Origin of the sequence: Microlunatus soli, assembly GCF_900105385.1 — a bacterium.
Classification (GTDB): domain Bacteria; phylum Actinomycetota; class Actinomycetes; order Propionibacteriales; family Propionibacteriaceae; genus Microlunatus; species Microlunatus soli.
Genome location: NZ_LT629772.1, coordinates 2,804,931 through 2,822,982, shown reverse-complemented (window position 1 = coordinate 2,822,982; position 18,052 = coordinate 2,804,931). Strand labels below are relative to the sequence as shown.

Below are 18,052 nucleotides of genomic sequence, written 5' to 3'. Positions count from 1 at the left end.
GATGTCTGTTGATGGTGGGTGACGTTCATCCATGAGGATTTATGGCATGGCATGTATTCACATTGCGGACGGGATAAAATAGGCTGACGTCGACACCGTACGAGCTGCGAACGACGTTGGAGGAACAGTGCCGAGCCGACTCACAGCCCGTCGCCCGGCGTTGGGCTGCGTGATCTCACTCCTGATCGGGATTGTGGTGATGTCGATGACGACGGCTCGCCCCGGAACGGCATCGGCCGAGCCGGAAGCGGCCGAACCTCGTGTCCAGCAAGGCGATCTGCTGATCGACAATCACAGCTTCGAGGACGGCACGACGGGTTGGTCGGCACTCGATGCGACCGGTCGGCCGGACGGGGCAGCGGCCGACTGCAGCATCACCGGCACCGAAGCCTGGTCCACCGACGGCACCGACAGCCTGCTGCTGAAGGGCGGCGGAGCCTGCCAGTGGCCGGGCGCCAGCAGTTCCCCGGTAGCTGTCGTCGCCGGTGAGGCCTTGACCGCCTTTGCGACGATCCGGGCGACCACCCGAGCGGCGATCGGCATCCGGTTCACCGACGACAGCGGCTCGACCGTCGGGCGCCGGACGTCTCCGCGGACCACGATCGACAAGGACCGTTCGATCGAGATCACCGCGACCGCGCCGGCGACGGCGACCCGTGCCGTGGTGGAGATCCAGGCGCTGAGCTCGGCCGCGATGGACAACGTGTTGATCACCGGGCCGGCCACGGCGCTGGGCACCCAGATCAGCAAGCGGATGGGCTTCCTGGCGATGGGGGACGGTGTCGATCAGGACGGGCGGGCGATCGTCGTCACCGTCGGGACGGGCTCGGAGGAGGATCCGGCCAAGATCATCGCCACCGACGTGCTCACCGGCACGGTGACCCAGGTGGTCGACATGCCCGGCGCCGTCGGCTCCTGGACCGTGGCGCAGAATCCGGTGTCCAAGATCTTCTACATCGGCACCTACTCCAGTGGCGCACTGTGGTCCTGGAAACCCGGTGCCAGGACCGCGACCCGGATCGGCCCGCCGCCGCTCAAGGCGTTCGGATTCGCCTACGGCCTGAGTTTCGGCGCCGACGGTACCGTCTACGGCGGCGGCTGGGGCGAGGGCACCGACGGCTATCCCGGCGCCTCGATCTGGAAGTACGTCGAGGGTGACGGCTTCGGCTCGATCGCCCCCGAACCGCTGACCACCGATGCCAATTACACCCGGTGGACCGCCTACGACGAGGTCACCGACGCCGTCTTCACCGGTACCGGCACCAAGACCCACCTCTACGGCTGCAACGCATCGGGAGATCAGGCCTGCACCGAATTCACCGACCTGCTCAGTCCCGAACTGCAGCAGGCCGCTTGGCTCTACACCGGCAAGGCGTCCAACGGCTACTTGACGATGTGGGGTGGGGACTCCAAGAGCAGCGGCAACGACTACCTGGCGATCCTCAAAGTGAGCCGGGACGCCGCCGGTGACCTGCAGGCGGAGAAGGTCACCGAGATCAAGGGTGTGATCTACGCCGGACCGTCCGACATCGTCGACGGCAAGGTCTACTTCAACGTCGCGGGGGAAACCGACAATCCCTTGCACTCCTACGATCTGGCCACCGGCGAGGAGAAGACGATCACCAGCGCGGCGGTGAACATCTTCAGCCGCGGCTGGGAGGCGATGCAGCTGGCCGATCCCGCCTGGCCCGGCACCACGCTGGTCGGGTGGAACAGCGGCGGCTGGCTGGTCAAGTGGAACATCGAGACCGGGAAGCTGTCCCGCACCCTGACCGAGGACATTCCCGAGACCAGCATCCGGGTGAACAACCTCAGCAGTGGCGCCGACGGCCGGATTTGGACCGGCGGCTACCTCACCGGTGGGCTCGGAGCCGTCGCCCCGATGCGCAGCGATCAGCACGCGACGTACCCGATCGGTGCCCAGGCCGAGGGCATGATCAACTATCAGGGCCGGATCTACCAGGGCAGCTACCCCAACGGTCGGATCGAGTCCTTCGATCCGGCCGCGGACGGTGATCCGAAGCCGCGGGTCGACTGCACGATCGGCAACAACCAGAATCGGCCCTACGGACTGTCCGGCTACCACGACCGCGTCTACTTCGGATCGCAGGCCGAATACGGACATACCCAGGGCGCCTTCGGCTATCTGGATCTGACGACCGGTACCTGTACCACGATCGTCGGCCCGCTGGGAGAGCAGTCCATCAACGCCGTCACCGGCAGCGAGGGCAAGGTGTTCGGTGCCGGCAACATCTTCTACAGCTACGACGGGACACCAACCGAGGACCAGGCCAAGCTGCTGATCTTCGACGAGAAGACCGGCAACGCCAAGTCCGTGGTCTGGCCGATCCCCGACACCCGATCGATCAACGCTGCCGCAACCGGACCGGACGGGACCGTCTGGCTCTACGCCGAAGGCTGGCTGGTCGCGATGGATGCGAGCACCGAGAAGATCATCATGAAGAAGGAGATCTTCCCCGACCTCAAGCCGGGCGACCGGATCAGCGGCAACTACGGACAGTTGATCACCAACAGTGACGGCCGGATCTACGGCAATGTCGGCGGCCGGGTCTTCGGCTTCGACCCGGACCCGTCCGATCAGGGAGCCGATCTCGATCTGCGGGTGCTCTTCGACGGCGCCGGCCCGCACATCGCCAACGACGACTACGGCAATCTCTACGTGGCCTACCGGAGCGCCCAGTTGCTGCGGCTCGACCCGCGCAGCTGAAGCGTTCTGAGAGTCAGGACGGCCACCCGGGCGGGTCGGTCAGCGTCCGTGGAACGTGGCCGGTCGCTTGGCCAGGAAGGCACCGATTCCCTCCTGGGCGTCGCGGGTGCCGAAGAGACGGGAGAGTTCACCGAGCTCGGCGGTCAGCCCGGCGGCAAGTTCGGTCGCCGGCGCCGCGTCGATCAACCCCTTCGCCGCGCGGACGGCGAGTGGGGCGTTGTCGCTCAGTTGCTGGGCAAACTCGGTCACCGTCGTGGCGAGGTCTTCGACCGCGACTCGGCGAGTCAGTAGCCCGGCGCGTTCGGCGTCCTCAGCACCCAGCATCTCCCCGGTCATGATCAACTCCTTGGCCAGCTGACGTCCGACGGCCCGGGTGAGCCGCTGCGTGCCCCCGCCACCGGGAATCAGTCCGAGCTTGACCTCCGGCAGTCCGAAGCGTGCCTTGTCGGAAGCGATGATGAAGTCACAGCAGAGGGCGACCTCGAAGCCGCCACCGAGCGCGAACCCGTTGACTGCCGCGATCGTCGGCTGCGGAAGATCGGCGAGCTCACCGAAGGTGGCCCGGGACAGCCGCTGATACGCGTCGAACTCGGCCGGGCTGCTGTCGGCGTACTCCTCGAGGTCTGCGCCGGCGATGAAGCTACGGCCGGTTCCGGTGATCACGACGACCCGGATCGCTTCGTCGCCGCGGATCGTCCGCAGCAAGGTGCCGAGCTCGGCGACCATCGACCGGGACAGGGCTCCCAGTCGGTCCGGTCGGTTGATCGTGATCCTGCCGATCGGTCCGTCCGGCCGGTAGTCGATCGGGCCCATCATCGGGTCTCGACCAACGCGGCGAGCTCCCGATCATCCAGGATCTCGCCGAGGACATCGGCGGTGTGTTGGCCCGTCGTCGGTGGTGCGTACCGAAGATCCCAGGGCGTCTCCGACAGCCGGATCGGACATCCGATCAGCTCAAGGGTGCCATGTTGGGGATGATCGACGGTGACGATCAGATCGCTGCCCTGGTCACGTAACTCGTCGACGGCCTCCTTGGTCGATCGGACCCGAGCGCACCAGATGCCGGCCGGCATCAGCAACTCGATCAGATCGTCGGCCGTGCGGTCTCGGGTGTGTTGTTCCAGGGTTTCCTTGACCTCATCGCGATCCGACCACGGATCCTTGTCGGTGAGATCCGGTGCTCCGAGCAATTCCGCGACCCGCGCTACCGGCGCCATCGCGATGGCGACATGTCCGTCGGCGGCTTGATAGATCCCGAACGGTGCCGACAGCCACGGTTGACCGACGCCGGTCTCGGACCGTTGCCACTCCTGTCGCTGATTGACCAGGGCCGAGATTTCCTGGCACTGCAGGGAGATCGCGGTGGAGAAGAGGTCGACCTCGACCCGTTGGCCGATCCCCTGCCGTTCCCGGGCTACCAACGCGGCCAGGATTCCGTTGGACAATGTCAGCGCGGTCGAGGCGTCGACGATGGAGGTGCCGGCCGGTGTCGGAGCCTGCTGCCGGGTGCCGCCGTTGGCGGCCAACCCGGACATGGCCTGGATCAGCAGATCCTGACCCGGGCGGCCTTCCTTGGCGAACACCGTGTCCCGACCCCAGCCCGTACCGGAGCAGTAGATGATGTCGGGTTTGACCTTCTTCACGTCCTCATAGCCCAGCCCCAGACGATCAAGGACGCCGGGCCGGAAATTCTCCACCAACACATCGCAGGTGGCTGCCAACCGAAGCAGGGCGTCCTGGGCGAGCTCGGACTTCAGATCGAGCGCCACCGAACGCTTGTTGCGGTTCATCGCCAGGAAACAGGCGGAGTCGCCGTCGATCAGTTCGCCCATCATCTCCAGGCCGCGTTCCCACTCACCCTCGGGACGCTCGATCTTGATCACGTCGGCGCCGAGATCGGCCAGCAGCTGGGTCGCGTACGGGCCGAGCATCATCTGGGTGAAGTCGAGGACGCGGATTCCGTCCAGTGCGGCGGGCATTCAGTGTGCTCCTTCGATGGGTTGGTCAGGGGTGCCACCGACGCGGGGCTTGCCGCGAACGAAGGCGAGCCAGAGCGGCGGGATGGCCACGACGATTCCGGAGATCACGAACGACAGGATCCAGGATCCGGTGTGATCGACGGTTGCGCCGAGGACGATCGGGGCGATGATGCCCGCGATGTTGGCGATGAAATGGATGAAGCCGGACACCGTGCCGAATCGGGCCAGCGGAATGACCGGGCCGATGATGGCGAAGAACTGGGCACCGACGATGTAGAGGATGAAGACGGTGACCGCCATCAGCGCCACGGCCGCCGTGGTGGACTGCACCAGGCCGACGAAGGCGAACGTGACGGCCACCAGCAGCAGCGCGATCACGGTCACCCATTTGCGGGCCCGGAAGATGCCGAACCGACGTCCCAAGGTGTCGGTGAAGATACCGCCGATGCCGAGACCGACGACACCGCACAGCCACGGAATCGCCCCGGTGAAGGCGATCTGGGACAGATCGAGACCGTGCACCTCATGCAGGAACTCGGGAAACCAGGTGAGGAAGGTGAACAGCACCCAGGAGTAGCCGAAGTAGCACATCGCCGTCGACAACACGAGCGGCATCCGCAGATAGGACTAGAGGCTGCGTCCGGCGCTGTCGGCGTCGGTGGTCTCCTGCTCGTGCTGGCGATGATCGGCCGCCATCTCCTCGGCCTCGACCTTGCGAACCCAAGGGTGGCCGGCCGGGTGGTCACGGACGACGACCAGCCAGCCGATCATGAACAGCACGCCGATGCTGCCGAGGACGATGAACGGGATCCGCCAATTGCCGTTCGCTGCTGCGATCAGGCCGGCGACGATCGGGGTGCCGACCGCACCGCCGAGCGGCGTCGAGCATTGCGAGAGTCCCATCGCGGTGGCCAGTTTGCGTTGTGGGAACCAGTTGGACATGGTCTTGGCGGTCACGGTCGCCTGCGGTCCTTCGCCGAATCCGAAGAAGAACCGAATGATCATGAAGCTGATGAAGCTGAACCCGGCACCGGTGAGTGCGGTGAACAGTGACCACCAACCGATCGCGACGGCCATCACCTTGCGCGGCCCGAACTTGTCTGCGGTCCAACCGCCGATGAAACAGAACGGGGCGTAACCGATCGAGAAGATGGCGGCGATCCAACCCCAACTGGTCTTGCTGAATCCGTATTCGGCGATGATCAGCGGTGCCGCGACACCGATGGCGGCACGGTCTGCATAGTTCAGTCCGAGGACCAGGAAGTTCATACTGAGAACTGCCCAGCGGAAACGGGCGCGCGAGGGGGCGCGGGTCCCTGGTCGGACATGCGACGTCGTCATGTTCACTCCTTCTGGACGGACGGGGCAACCGCCCGGTCGGTCAGATTTCGATCTCTGCCAGGGCGTTCTCACGCAGTCGCCGGCGGTCGACCTTGCCGGTGTTGGCGATCGGCAGCCGATCGACGACCCGGACCCGGGTCGGCTTCTTGTAGTCGGCGAGCCGTGACCGGCAGAACGCGACGATGTCGTCCGGTGTCGGCGCTGCGTCGACGTCGTCCGGGACGACGACGGCCGTCACTGTCTCGCCCCACCGCTGATCGGGGACACCGAAGACGACAGCGTCGCTGACGCCCGATGCCTCGCGCAGGACGCGTTCGATCTCGGAGGGATAGATGTTGAAACCGCCGGAAATGATCACATCGCGGGCGCGGTCGACGATGTGCAGCAGTCCGTCCTGGTCCAGGAATCCGATGTCTCCGGTGGCGAACCAGCCGTCCTGGTCGACAACGGCCGCAGTGGCATCGGGCCGATTCCAGTAGCCGGCGGTGACCGGCGCGCCGCGAACGCAGATCTCGCCGCGGAGGTCGGCCGCGGAGGTCAGCCCGCGATCATCGGTCTTGATCATCAACTCGAGGCCGGGCCGCGGGCGACCGGCGGACGCCAGTGCCGGACCGCTGTGCTCACGGGCATCGAGAACGGTCAGCGGAGCCAGTGCCTCAGCCAAGCCGTAACACTGGTACAGCCGGTCCGGGAACGCTGCGACCGCACGATCGGCATCCGTGCTGCCGAGCGCGGAGCCGCCGTAGACGACGGCACGCAGCGTGGCCAGGTCGGTGCGGTCGGCGGCGGCCGTGGCGAGTCGGCTGAGGATCGTCGGCACACAGGGAAGAACGGTCGCCCGGTGGTGGGCGGCCAGGTCGAGGGCGCTGTCGGCATCGAACCTGCTCAACGTCACCGCAGCGCCGCCGCGGAAGCTGATCGCTGATCCGACCGAGCCTCCGAAGTGGCTCATCGGTGCGCAATGCAGGACGATGTCTTCGGGTCCGATCGGCGGCAACGCCGACCAGAACCGGCTGAGCATGGCGATCCATGCTCGGTGGGTGACCATGGCGCCCTTCGGCTCACCGGTGGTGCCCGAGGTGTACATCAACGCCGCAAGATCATCGGGCCCCGGTGCGATCCAGGACGGCCAGCCGTTTGCGCCTGTACCCGCCGCACCGTGCGTGAGTTGATCGAACTGCTCGCCGATGCTGATCACCAGGGCGTCGTCGCCGATCAAGGGGCCGAGTTGGTCGGACATCCGCGGCTCGCAGAAGATCACTGACGCCTCGGCGTCTCGGGCGATGCCGACGATCTCCCGAGGATGGAGTCGTGAGGACAGTGCGACCCGCACCAACCCGGACCCGAAGAGCGCGTGCTCGATGACAAGCACCTCGGGACGGTTGTCCAACGCCCAGACGACGCGGTCGCCCGGGCGGACACCGCGAGCCGCGAGGCTGTCGACCAGTCCGCGAGCAGCGCCGGCCAGCTCCGAGAAGGTCAACGATCGTTCACCGTCGGTGACCGCCGTCCGATCACCGTGATGGGCATGGGTGGCTCTGGTCAGGGTGACCAAGGTGCTGTCGGCCGCCATGGTGGCGTCGGTCATCGTGCCAGCCAGATCCGGTTGATCTCGGTGATCACCTGGTCGGGTGATGTGCCGGTTGTGATCATGGTGTGCAGGGCAGCGCCGCCGTGGCGTTGGAATGTGGGGTAGCGGGAGTCCCTGCCGCGCAGGAAGCTGTGATCGAGTGTGGTCAGCGTGTCGGCGAAGAAGTTGTTGGTGATCTTGTTGACCGTCGGGTCCGTCCACGCCCGTCGATGACCCGGCTGGCCGCCGGACCGGGCATATCCGTCGGACTGGAAGGACGGCGCCACCACGTGCCGGACGTAGCGGATGGCGGTGTCGATGTCGAGGCACTGGGCTGAGATCGCCAGGCCGACGCCGCCGATCATGGTGCCGGTGCCACCGGGGGCATCGCTGAAGCGGACCAGTCGCTCGCCGTAGTCGGCCCGGGCGTAGTTGGAGTATCCGAAGACCAGCGGTGCGTAGCCGATCGGTCGGCCGTCCCCGGTCGGTTGTCGGCCGGACATCCGGTCCAGCAGCGCGATCGGATCCATCTCCAAGGAGCTCGGGTCGAGCAGGTTGATCAACTCCGACAGTCGTCGCGCTGCCTCGGTCCCGACGGCGGTGTCGATGCCGTCGTCGGCCCACCAGAGTGGGCGACCGGTCGGCCCGGACGTCCGTTGCGAGGTGTCGGCGGTGTCGTGACACAGCGACACGAAGGAGGAGAACAGGTGGGTCGGATTGGCCGGCATGGCGGCGATCCAGTCATGATCATCGCGCAACAGGTCGAGTGCCTGGTCCCAGTCGGTCGGCGCCGCCGCGACCAGATCGGGGCGCCAGGCGCTGACCTGTGCGGCCGCGTCCATCGGCAAGGCCCATTGATGGCCGGCGATCCGGTAGCTGTCGAAGCTCGGCCCCACCGACCCGCTGCGCTGCTCGTCCAGGACCTCGGGCGGCAGCACGTCGGCCAGGTCGACCAGGGCGCCGGTGGCCTCGGCCTGGCCGGCGAACGGATGGTCGATCGCGATCAGGTCGTAGCGTGCCGCGAGCTCGGTGATCGGAGTGTCCTCGAACTCGGCCAGGCTGCGGGCCTCCCAGTCGATCGGGATGCCGGTCTGGCTGCAGGCCTCGGTCAGCGGGGCGCGACCGCGTCGATGGTTCCAGGTCATTCCGTGCAGGGTTCGGGTCATCGGGTGTGCCTCGGTGATCGGGGTTTCGGGGGTTCAGTGGTGTCCCGGGGGACCAGGTAGGGGGCGGGATCGTTGATCATGGTCGTCCGGGTCGCTGGAGCGTCCGCAGCAGCGGACTCGGACGCCAACTGCTGGATCCGGGTGACGGACTGTCGGCCCAGCTCCCGCAGCGGAAGGCGGACGGTGGTGATCGCCGGAGACGCCAGAGCGGCGAACCAGGCGTCGTGCAGCGTGATCATCGACAGCTCGGTCGGTACCGACACTCCGCGGCTGCGGGCGGCGGCCAGGGCGCCGGTGGCGACGATGATGTTGGCCACGAAGACGGCTGTCGGCGGTTCGGCCAGGGACAACAGCTCGGCCATCTGTCGGCCGCCCGAGTCGGCGTCCCAGGCATCCGAGCAGACCAGCCGGTCGTCGTTCGGCACGCCGTGTTGTTGCAGGGCATCCAGGTAGCCGGCGTAGCGGCGCCGGGTCAGGTCGGAGTGTGGTGCGCCGCCGAGGAATCCGATCCGACGATGGCCGAGACCGATCAGGTGATCGACCGCAAGCCGGGCGGCGCCCGTGTCGTCCAGATGCAGGGCCGGGACACCGACCTGGCTGGTGCTGTTGATCAACAGGGTCGGCATGGTCGCTGCGGCGCGGGTGATCATCGCTGCGTCGTAGCTCTCGCCGCTGGCGTGCCAGATGAGGCCGTCCATCCGGCCCGGTCCGAGGATCTCGGTGAACGTGTCCGGGTTGCGGGCGAGTTCTTCGGCGTCGGCGAGCAGCAGCGCGTGCCCCTGTTCTGTCAGCGCGCCCTGGGCGCCGCGGATGATCTCGGCGTGGATCGGATTGGTGACGTCGTGGACGACCAACCCGATGGTCCCGACCCGACTCATCCGCAATGCCCGCGCACCGCGATGCGGCTGATAACCCAACCGCTCCGCGACGGCGCGGACCCGTTCCTGGGTCTCCGGCTTGGCCCGCAGGCCGGGATGCCGGGACAGGATCCGGGATGCCTGCGAGGTGGACACTCCGGCCTCGGCGGCGATGTCGGCCAGCGAGGGGCGTCCGGAACTCCGAGCGTTCACTGGCAGTCCCACCTCCGTTGCACAATCGATTGTGCACGAGGATGCATCAGGTTTCGAGGTCTCGTCAAGTCGCGCGGGCCCGGGTCGAGATGCCTCGATCTGGATCGATCTGGTCGCGATTGTCGGATCCGGGGCCGGCCGTTCGTGGATAGGTTGGTCGGCGGACACCGGGTCCGCCGCGGGAACGAGGAGCAGCGATGGCGGAGTATCTGATCTTCTTCAATCAGCAATGGGTGGGAGACCATCCCGACGACTGGTGGGCCACGCGTATCGCGCCGTCGATGGCGGTGGTCGAGGAGATGAAGGCCGCCGGGGTGTACGTCTTCGCCGGCGGCCTGGAGGAGGACCCGGAGGACGCTTACAGCGCCGACGCGACCAGCGGCGAGGTGGTGATCACCGACGGGCCGTTCGTCGAGACCAAGGAATTCCTCGGCGGCTTCACCGTGATCGACGTGCCCGACGACGAGACCGCCACGATGTGGGCCGGCAAGGTCGCGGTTGGCTGCGGCTGGCCGCAGGAGGTGCGCCGGTTCAAGCCGGTTCCCGAACCTCCGACCGGCGGCGGGTGACGCCGATCCTGGCGACCACCTGGATCAGGGCAGCAGGGTCAGGCCGACGTCACCGGCAGCACGGCGTCCAGCAGCTTGCGGGTGTAGGGATGCTGTGGGTCGGCGAAGAGCTGTTCGGTGTCGCCGGTCTCGACAACGGTGCCCGACGACATCACCGCAACCCGGTCGGCGAGGCGTTCGACGACGGCCAGGTTGTGGGAGATGAAGACACAGGACAGCCCGAGCTGGTCCTTCAGATTCTCCAGCAGGGCAAGGATCTGGGCCTGGATCGACACGTCGAGACTTGACGTCGGCTCGTCGCAGACCAGCAGCTCCGGCTCCAGTGCCAGTGCTCGGGCGATGGCGATCCGCTGCTGCTGGCCGCCGGAGAACTGGGTCGGGTAGAGGTCGGCGAAGTCGGGATTGACGCCGACCAGTTCGAGCAGCTCGATCGCCCGCTGCCGGCGGGACTGCTTGGTGCCGCGTCCGTGCACGCGCAGCGGCTCCATCACCGCTGCCGCGGCGCTGAAGTGCGGCAGCAGGGAGCCGAGCGGACTCTGGAAGACCATCTGCATCCGTTGCCGGAGCCGGCGCATCTCCTTGCCGCGGTAGCTGGCAAGATCACGATCACCGAAGACGATCCGGCCGTCGGTCGGCGGCTGCAGTCCCATCAGCAGCCGAGCCAGCGTCGACTTGCCGCTGCCGCTCTCGCCGACAACGCCGAGTGTCTCGCCGCGCCGGACCTGGACGCTGACGCCGTCGACGGCGGTCACCGGGCCGGCTCTGGTGTCGTAGATCTTGGTCACGTCCTCGGCGGCGATCAACACGTCGGCCATCTCGGTCGGGCTCATGCGGTGGCCTTCCAGCAGGCGGCCTCGCGACCGGGTGACACCATGATCAACTGCTGTTCCTCGGCACAGCGGTCCTCGGCCTGGGCACAGCGCGGACGAAACGGGCAGCCCTCGGGACGGTGCGCCAGATCCGGCGGGCTGCCGGGGATCGGCTCCAACGGTCGTTCCCGGCCGCCGACCTCGACACTGGAGGCGAGCAGTCCTTGGCTGTACGGATGGTGCGGCCGGTCCAGCAGATCCCGTACGGGTGCCCGCTCGACCACCCGGCCGGCGTACATCACCACCGCGTCGTCGCAGAAATAGCGGGCGACGCCCAGGTCGTGGGTGATCATGATGACGCCGGTGCCGCGTTCCTTCTGCGCTGCCAGCAGATCGAGGATCTGGCGCTGTACGGTCACGTCGACAGCGGTGGTCGGTTCGTCGGCGATCAGCAGCGACGGCTCGGTGATCATCGCCATCGCGATCATGGCCCGCTGCCGCATCCCGCCGGAGAGCTGGAACGGGTAGACCTTGACCCGCCGCTCCGGTTCGGGGATGCCGACGTCGCCGAGTGCCTGGATGGCGCGCTGCCGGGCGTCGATCCGGTTGCAGATGCCGTGCCAGATCAGCGGTTCGGTGAGCTGTCGTTCCAGGGTCAGGGTGGGGTTCATCGCCTCCATCGCATTCTGGAACACCATGCTGATCTCGCGACCCTGCACCCGGCGCATCGCTCGGGAGGAGAGCGCCAGCAGATCCCGGCCGCCGAACATCGCGTGGCCGTCGGTGGTGCGGGCCGTGCGCGGCAGCACCCGCATCAGGCTGCGGACGGTGACGCTCTTGCCGCTGCCGCTCTCGCCGACGATCGCCAGCGCACGGCCGCGGCCGACGTCGAAACTGACGCCATCCACCGCCCGTAAGGGATCGGCGTGATCGCGACGGAACTCGGTGCGCAGATCGGTGACCCGCAGCAGCGGCTCGTCCTGGGCAGCCGGCCGGCCGATCGGCTGCTCCCGTTCGGCGGTGATCATCGCTGGTCTCCTCGCGGATCGAACGCATCCCGGATGCCGTCGCCGACCCAGGTGAAGGCGAGCATCGCCAACGCGAAGAAGGCCGCCGGCGCGACCAGCATGTGCGGTGCGGCGAGCAGGTAGCGGGTGCCCTCGGAGATCATCCCGCCCCAGCTCGGCGTCGGTGGCTGAACGCCCAGACCGAGCAGCCCGAGACCCGCCTCGGCGGCGATCGCGGCCGGGATGGCGAAGCTGCTGGTGACCAGCATCGGACCGAGCGCGTTCGGCAGGATGTAACGGACCGCGATGGTCGGAGCGGAGGCACCGGACGCGCGGGCGGCCTCGACGTACTCGCGTTCCTTGATCGTCATCACCTGGGCCCGGACCAGTCGGGACTGGGTGACCCAGCCGGCGATGCCGATCGCGATCACCAAAGCGAAGATGCTCCGACCCAACACGGCGACCATCACGATCGCGAACAGGTAGCTGGGGAAGGCGTACATGATGTCGGTGAACGCCATCAGTCCCTGCTCGACGCGGCCGCCGCGGTAGCCCGCGGTCAGTCCGATCAGCAGCGCCAGCAGCAGCGCGAAGAGCTCGGCACCGAAGGCCACGATCAGTGCGGTCCGGAGCCCGTACAGGGTGCGGCTGAGGATGTCGCGGCCGAGCTGATCGGTGCCCAGCGGATGGCCGTCGGCGCCGAAGCCGACCAGCTGCTGCTGATAGTCGGTGGCGGCGTAGTGGTACGGCGCCAGCAACGGTGCGGCGACCGCGGTCAACACCAGCAGACCGCAGACGATGAGGCTGATCAGGGCAAGGCGGTTGCGGCGGAAGCGGTCCCAGGCACGGCCGAACGGTCCGCGAGCGTGCGCTCGCGGTGCCCGGATCGTGGCCGTGGCTGCCGTCGGCTCGACCTCGGTCAGGCCGGCTGGGGCGTCGATGCTTTGCGAATTCGCGATCGTGTCCACCTCCCTTGGGTCCGCACGCGGGGATCGATCAGGCCGTAGGTCAGGTCGACCAACAGGTTCATCAACATCAAGATCACGGCGAAGAACATCACCGTGCCCATCAGCAGCGGCATGTCGCGACTGGCGGCCGCCGTGGCGGCGTAGTAGCCGAGGCCCGGGATCCGGAACAGTGCTTCGACGAACACGGTGCCGGTCATCAGCGCCGCCAGCTGCGGTCCGACGACGGTGACCAGCGGGATCAGCGAGTTGCGCAGCGCGTGCCGGATGATCACCACCGCCTGCGGTCCGCCCTTGGCCAGGGCCGCAGTGACGTACTCCTCGCGCAACGTCTCCAGCATCGAGGATCGGACGTAGCGGGCCAGTACGGCCGCCGGCCCGAGGGCGAGCGCGATCACCGGCAAGATCAAGTTCTGCGGTGTCGACCAGCCACTGGACGGCAGCCAGCCCAACTCCGCGGTGAACAGCAGGATCAGGAACGCAGCGATCAGGTAGTTGGGCAGGGCGTGCCCGAGCGTGACCAGGAACATCGTGCCGTGGTCGACCACCGAATTCTGTCGGAGTGCGGCGATGATCCCGGCCGGTACGGCGATCAGCAATGCCAGACCGACCGAGATCAGCGCCAACGACGCCGACACCGGGAAGGCCGAGCCGATGATCTCCTCGACCCCGCGCCCGGCATAGCGGTAGGACGGGCCCATGTCCCAGGTGACGAGCCCCTTCATGAAGGTGAGGTACTGCTGCCAGACCGGCACGTCGCTGCCGTAGCGGGCCTGGGTCTCGGCGAGCATCGATTCGGTGCCGGTGCCGCCGATGCTGGTGGCGCCACTGGTCACCCGGCTGATGTCGGCGAAGTTGCCCGGTGCGAGCTGCAGCAGTCCGAAGGTGATCACCGAGACGGCGATCAGGGACAGGATCAACCGGACCAGGCGGATCCCGAGGTATTTGGCAAAGCCCATGATCAACTTCCGGCTCAGGCTACGTGCAGCGGTTTGAAGTAGAAGAAGTCCGGGTAGCGCCGCAGTTGCAGTCCGCTGATCTTGGGGCGGACCGCGAAGAAGCTGCCCAGCCAGGAGACCGAGAAGTACAGATACTGATCTTCGCGGACCCGGGCGGCCTGCAGGTAGAGCTGGCGCCGCTTCTCGTCGTCCAGCTCCTTGCCGGCCTGGGCGACCAGATCGGCCATCTCCTTGGAGCCGGCGGAGGAGTACTTCTTGATCAACGCCGCCTTCCGCTTGGCCGCCACGGCCGGGTCCATCTTCTTGTCGGCGTCGAGATCGAGCATCTGCTGCCAGACCTTGCCCGGCAGGCTGAAGTTGGCGATGTCGGCCGGTGACCAGAGGGCACCGACGTAGGTCGGCAGCGTCGGCAGCCCGGCGAAGGTGCCGAAGTAGAAGCCGACGTAGTCCTTCTTCTGCACCGCCCAACGGCGTTCGACGTAGACACCGGCCTCGACGATGTCCGCGGCGGCCTCGATGCCGAGCCGGTTCTGCCACTGGTCGACGATCGCGTCCACCAGCGGTGACTCGACCCCGGCCAGGATGCGGACCTTCGGAAGTCCTTTGCCACCAGGGAATCCGGCCTCGGCGAGCAGCTTCTTGGCCTTGGCCAGATCCTCGGTGACCGCCAGCGACTTGTCCCAGCCGGCAACCCGATCATGGGGCAGCGACAAGCCCGGACGACCGCCCGGCGAGACCCCGGCCAAGGTCTTGCGGTCCAAAGAGATCGACAGAGCCTGCCGGACCCGTACGTCCTCCAGGGCAGGATTCTGACTGCGCAGGGTGGCCAGGTAGGCGACACTGTAGGTGTCGATCTGTTTCAGTTCCTTGGCGAGCTTCGGATCCTTCTGGAAGCGGAGCACATCGGCATCGGTGATCGGGAGCAGGTCGGTCTCGTTGTTCTCGTACGGGACGGTGACGGTCCCGGCGGCCGCGCCGGCATCGACCTGCTGGACCTCGATCCGTGACAACGAGACCTGCTTGACATCCCAGTACTTGTCGTTGCGGACCAACTGCAGGCTGGAGTTGGGCACGAAGTCCTTGACCGCGAAGGCACCGTTGGCCACGAAGTTCGGCGGCTTCTGCCAGTCATCCGGCTTCTTCTCGACCGTGTCCATGTGCAGCGGCAACATCGCCGGATGGGTCAACGCGAGCAGGAAATCGGGGTTGGGGGTGTCCAGCTCGAGGACCAACTCGTTGTCGCTGGGCGCCTTCACCCCGACGCTGTTCCAGTCCTTGCTGCCACCGGCGAGGAACTCCAGCGCGCCCTTGATCCCGGTGGTCGGCTGATAGGAGTTCTGTCCCATCGTGGTGCCGCCGGAGGCCTTGCCGCTGGGCGTGAAGAGCCGCTTCAGGGTGCGTTCGAAGTCCTTGGCCACGACCGGGTCACCGTTGGACCACTTCGCGTCCTTGCGCAGGTGGAAGGTGTAGGTCAGCGCGTCATCGGAGATGTCCCACTTCTCGGCGACAGCCGGCACGACATCGGTGCCGGCCTCGTTCTGGACGACCAGGCCTTCCAGGATGCCGCGGCTGAGGATCCACATCCCGTTGGTGATCAACTGCGGATCCAGCACCTCGACGGTGGTGAAGGTCATCCGCAGGACGGCGTCCTTGCCGCCTCCGGTGCCACCGGCCGCGTCCTCGGTGCCGCCTCCGGTCATGCCGCAGCCGGTCAGCGTGACGCCTCCGGTCGCCAGCCCGACCAGGCCGGACACCCGGAGGAAGTCCCGCCGGGTCACGCCCGGCCACGGCTTCAGGTTGTCGAATGCGGACTTGCCCATCGCGCACCTCCTGTCGTGCCCCGACGTCCCGGCACGCTCACCCGGCTATTTCGGACGGGTGAATAGTCGAATAAGACTGGACCCTATTCACGTAGCAGGGCGGGTGTCAACGTTTCGGATGTTCCCAATAGGTAACTTCGGTCGGCCGCTTCGAGTGGGCAGCTGGTAGCCTCTCGCCGTCGCGGACAGCGGGTCTGGGCCGGCGGCATCGGGGAACACAGCGGACACCGGAACTCAATGAGGAGTCGTCGTGCGGGCCAGCCGTTCCGTCCTAGCCGTAGCGTTCGTCGCGGGTGCGCTGATCACGACGGTGGCGTTGCCGACCGCGACCGCCGAACCGTCGGCGGAACGCCGGGTCAGCCACGGGGCGTCGACCGACAAGGAGCAACACGGCCGGACACCGTCCCGGCTGCCCGGTCAACAGCGCGCCGAGCAGCAGCGTCCGTCGTCGCCCGCCGAGACGACTCGGCTGCTCGCCGCGGAGAGCGAGGACGCACCACCCGGCTCCACCTGGGCCGGCACGGCGTCCATCGCGTCGGCCAACACCACCTTCACCGAGGCCGACGGAGATCTGTGGCCGTCCTGCTGGGCCAAGAACGACTCGATCTACGCGGCCTGGGGCGACGGCGCCGGATTTGATCTTGATTCGGGTTTCGTCGATGTCGGCGTGGCACGGATCGACGGCGACGACCCGGCGGCCCTGACCGGCAGCAACCTCGCGACTGCGGACGAGATCGTCAAACGATGGGCGCCGAGCGGGACCACCCGCAAGCCGACCGGGATGGTCTGCGTCGGCGACACCCTCTACCTGGCCGTGCAGGATCTGGCCGGCAACTTCAACAAGGCCGAACAGGCGACCATCGTGAAGTCGACCGACGGTGGCAAGACCTGGACCTACGATCACGACAAGCCGATGTTCGATGATCATCAGTTCACCACGGTCTGGTTCGCCGACTTCGGCCGCGGCGGCGCCTGGGACCCGACGAAGTACGTGTACGCCTACGGGATTGACGGCAACTGGCGCAACTCCACCACCGATGAAGTACCGGACCCGCAGGACCTGTATCTGGCCCGGGTGCCGAAGACCAAGATCCAGCAGCGGTCGGCCTGGCAGTTCTTCGCCGGCTTCCGTCGCGATCAGGTGACGCCGACCTGGGAGAAGTCGATCAAGGACCGGGTGCCGGTGCTGCACGACGGCCGGCGTGACATCCCCCGGTCATTCATCGACGCCGACTGGCAGAACTCCTCGATCATCTCCCAGGGCGGCGTCACCTACGACAAGCCGCTGAACCGCTACCTCTACACGTCCTGGTCGGAATGGGAGCACCACTTCTACGAATCGCCGACGCCCTGGGGTCCGTGGAAGCGGCTCCTTGATCACAACTACACCGTTTACGACACCGCACCCCAGCAGTACGCCGGCTATGCGGCGACGGTGCCGTCGAAGTTCCTGTCCGACGACGGACTGACCGTGATGGTCCAGTCCAACCGCTGCTGCTCACTGCCGAACGCCCATGTCGCCTACAACTTCTCGATGCGGCCGCTGGCTCTTGATCTCCATGCCGGCGGTATCGCCAACCCGTCGCCGGACGGCAGCAACCTCGCCACCGATCCGTCGACGGTCGCCGTGTCGGATTCGTCGCGGCAGGGGAGCTTGGCCGAACTCAATGACGGGGACGTCTCCGGCAGTGTCGACGACTTCGACGGTGAAGCCAAGTCCGCCAGCTGGTGGGGCTACACCTGGCCCCAGGATCACGTGATCAATCAGGTCACCCTGACCACCGGAACACCGGCCGACGACGGCGGTTGGTTCATCACGAGGCCGACCGCGGAATACCGTCGCGACGGGGAGTGGCACACCATCCCGATCCCGCAACAGACCATCACCCCAGCCTTCGAGCCGGGCAAGGATTTCGGTGACCACGCGACCTACACCATCACCTTCGATCCAGTGACCGCCGACGGCATCCGGATCGTCGCCGCGCCCGGCGGTGATCACACCTACTCATCGATGTCCGAACTGGAACCCACCTGGACTCCAGGTCCTGAGCCCGTCGAAGGACCGTGAA

At 67.0% G+C, this 18,052-nt stretch carries 13 protein-coding genes and 1 pseudogene; 3 read left to right on the top strand and 11 right to left on the bottom strand.

Annotation, left to right across the window (positions count from 1 at the left end; translation table 11 throughout):
• The first annotated feature begins 205 nt into the window (after nucleotides 1-205).
• Nucleotides 206-2,728: an NHL repeat-containing protein gene (locus BLU38_RS12965; RefSeq protein ID WP_157683433.1), complete on the top strand. Its 2,523-nt coding sequence runs from the start codon at nucleotides 206-208 to the stop codon at nucleotides 2,726-2,728.
• A 39-nt stretch (nucleotides 2,729-2,767) separates the two neighbouring features.
• On the opposite strand, the gene BLU38_RS12960 is transcribed toward BLU38_RS12965, so the two are convergent.
• From BLU38_RS12960 to BLU38_RS12930, 6 genes and pseudogenes are all read right to left on the bottom strand, one after another.
• Nucleotides 2,768-3,544 (bottom strand): enoyl-CoA hydratase/isomerase family protein, encoded by a 777-nt coding sequence (locus BLU38_RS12960; protein WP_091525387.1) that lies wholly within the window; start codon nucleotides 3,542-3,544, stop codon nucleotides 2,768-2,770.
• Complete coding sequence (locus tag BLU38_RS12955) at nucleotides 3,541-4,707, bottom strand: CaiB/BaiF CoA transferase family protein (RefSeq protein ID WP_091525385.1); 1,167 nt, start codon at nucleotides 4,705-4,707, stop codon at nucleotides 3,541-3,543. The genes BLU38_RS12960 and BLU38_RS12955 overlap by 4 nt, the downstream gene beginning before the upstream one ends.
• Nucleotides 4,708-5,976, bottom strand: a pseudogene (locus BLU38_RS31700) (MFS transporter).
• A 112-nt stretch (nucleotides 5,977-6,088) separates the two neighbouring features.
• A complete protein-coding gene (locus BLU38_RS12940; RefSeq protein WP_091525379.1) occupies nucleotides 6,089-7,636 on the bottom strand; it encodes a class I adenylate-forming enzyme family protein in 1,548 nt (515 codons plus the stop codon).
• The gene (locus tag BLU38_RS12935; protein ID WP_231920320.1) at nucleotides 7,633-8,763 is read right to left on the bottom strand and encodes an ABC transporter substrate-binding protein; all 1,131 of its coding nucleotides are present in this window, start codon (nucleotides 8,761-8,763) and stop codon (nucleotides 7,633-7,635) included. Before BLU38_RS12935 ends, BLU38_RS12940 begins: the two co-directional genes overlap by 4 nt.
• Nucleotides 8,764-8,780: 17 nt before the next feature.
• Nucleotides 8,781-9,854: a LacI family DNA-binding transcriptional regulator gene (locus tag BLU38_RS12930; RefSeq protein WP_157683431.1), complete on the bottom strand. Its 1,074-nt coding sequence runs from the start codon at nucleotides 9,852-9,854 to the stop codon at nucleotides 8,781-8,783.
• 197 nt (nucleotides 9,855-10,051) lie between these two features.
• Between BLU38_RS12930 and BLU38_RS12925 the strand changes: the two genes are divergently transcribed.
• Nucleotides 10,052-10,423 (top strand): YciI family protein, encoded by a 372-nt coding sequence (locus BLU38_RS12925; protein WP_091525373.1) that lies wholly within the window; start codon nucleotides 10,052-10,054, stop codon nucleotides 10,421-10,423.
• 38 nt (nucleotides 10,424-10,461) lie between these two features.
• Here the strand turns inward: BLU38_RS12925 and BLU38_RS12920 are convergent, their stop codons facing one another.
• The 5 genes from BLU38_RS12920 to BLU38_RS12900 are packed head-to-tail and all read right to left on the bottom strand — an operon-like array spanning nucleotide 10,462 to nucleotide 15,983.
• Entirely contained in the window at nucleotides 10,462-11,253 is a 792-nt protein-coding gene (locus BLU38_RS12920; RefSeq protein WP_231920319.1) for an ATP-binding cassette domain-containing protein, read from the bottom strand.
• Entirely contained in the window at nucleotides 11,250-12,260 is a 1,011-nt protein-coding gene (locus BLU38_RS12915) for an ABC transporter ATP-binding protein (protein WP_091525371.1), read from the bottom strand. Before BLU38_RS12915 ends, BLU38_RS12920 begins: the two co-directional genes overlap by 4 nt.
• On the bottom strand, nucleotides 12,257-13,207 hold the full coding sequence (locus BLU38_RS12910) for an ABC transporter permease (protein WP_231920318.1): 951 nt from the start codon (nucleotides 13,205-13,207) through the stop codon (nucleotides 12,257-12,259). The genes BLU38_RS12915 and BLU38_RS12910 overlap by 4 nt, the downstream gene beginning before the upstream one ends.
• Complete coding sequence (locus BLU38_RS12905; protein ID WP_172836291.1) at nucleotides 13,159-14,163, bottom strand: ABC transporter permease; 1,005 nt, start codon at nucleotides 14,161-14,163, stop codon at nucleotides 13,159-13,161. Before BLU38_RS12905 ends, BLU38_RS12910 begins: the two co-directional genes overlap by 49 nt.
• 14 nt (nucleotides 14,164-14,177) lie before the next feature.
• Nucleotides 14,178-15,983: a peptide ABC transporter substrate-binding protein gene (locus BLU38_RS12900; protein WP_091525367.1), complete on the bottom strand. Its 1,806-nt coding sequence runs from the start codon at nucleotides 15,981-15,983 to the stop codon at nucleotides 14,178-14,180.
• Nucleotides 15,984-16,233: 250 nt separating this feature from the next.
• Between BLU38_RS12900 and BLU38_RS12895 the strand changes: the two genes are divergently transcribed.
• Nucleotides 16,234-18,051: a DUF4185 domain-containing protein gene (locus tag BLU38_RS12895; protein WP_091525365.1), complete on the top strand. Its 1,818-nt coding sequence runs from the start codon at nucleotides 16,234-16,236 to the stop codon at nucleotides 18,049-18,051.
• Nucleotide 18,052: the final 1 nt, after the last annotated feature.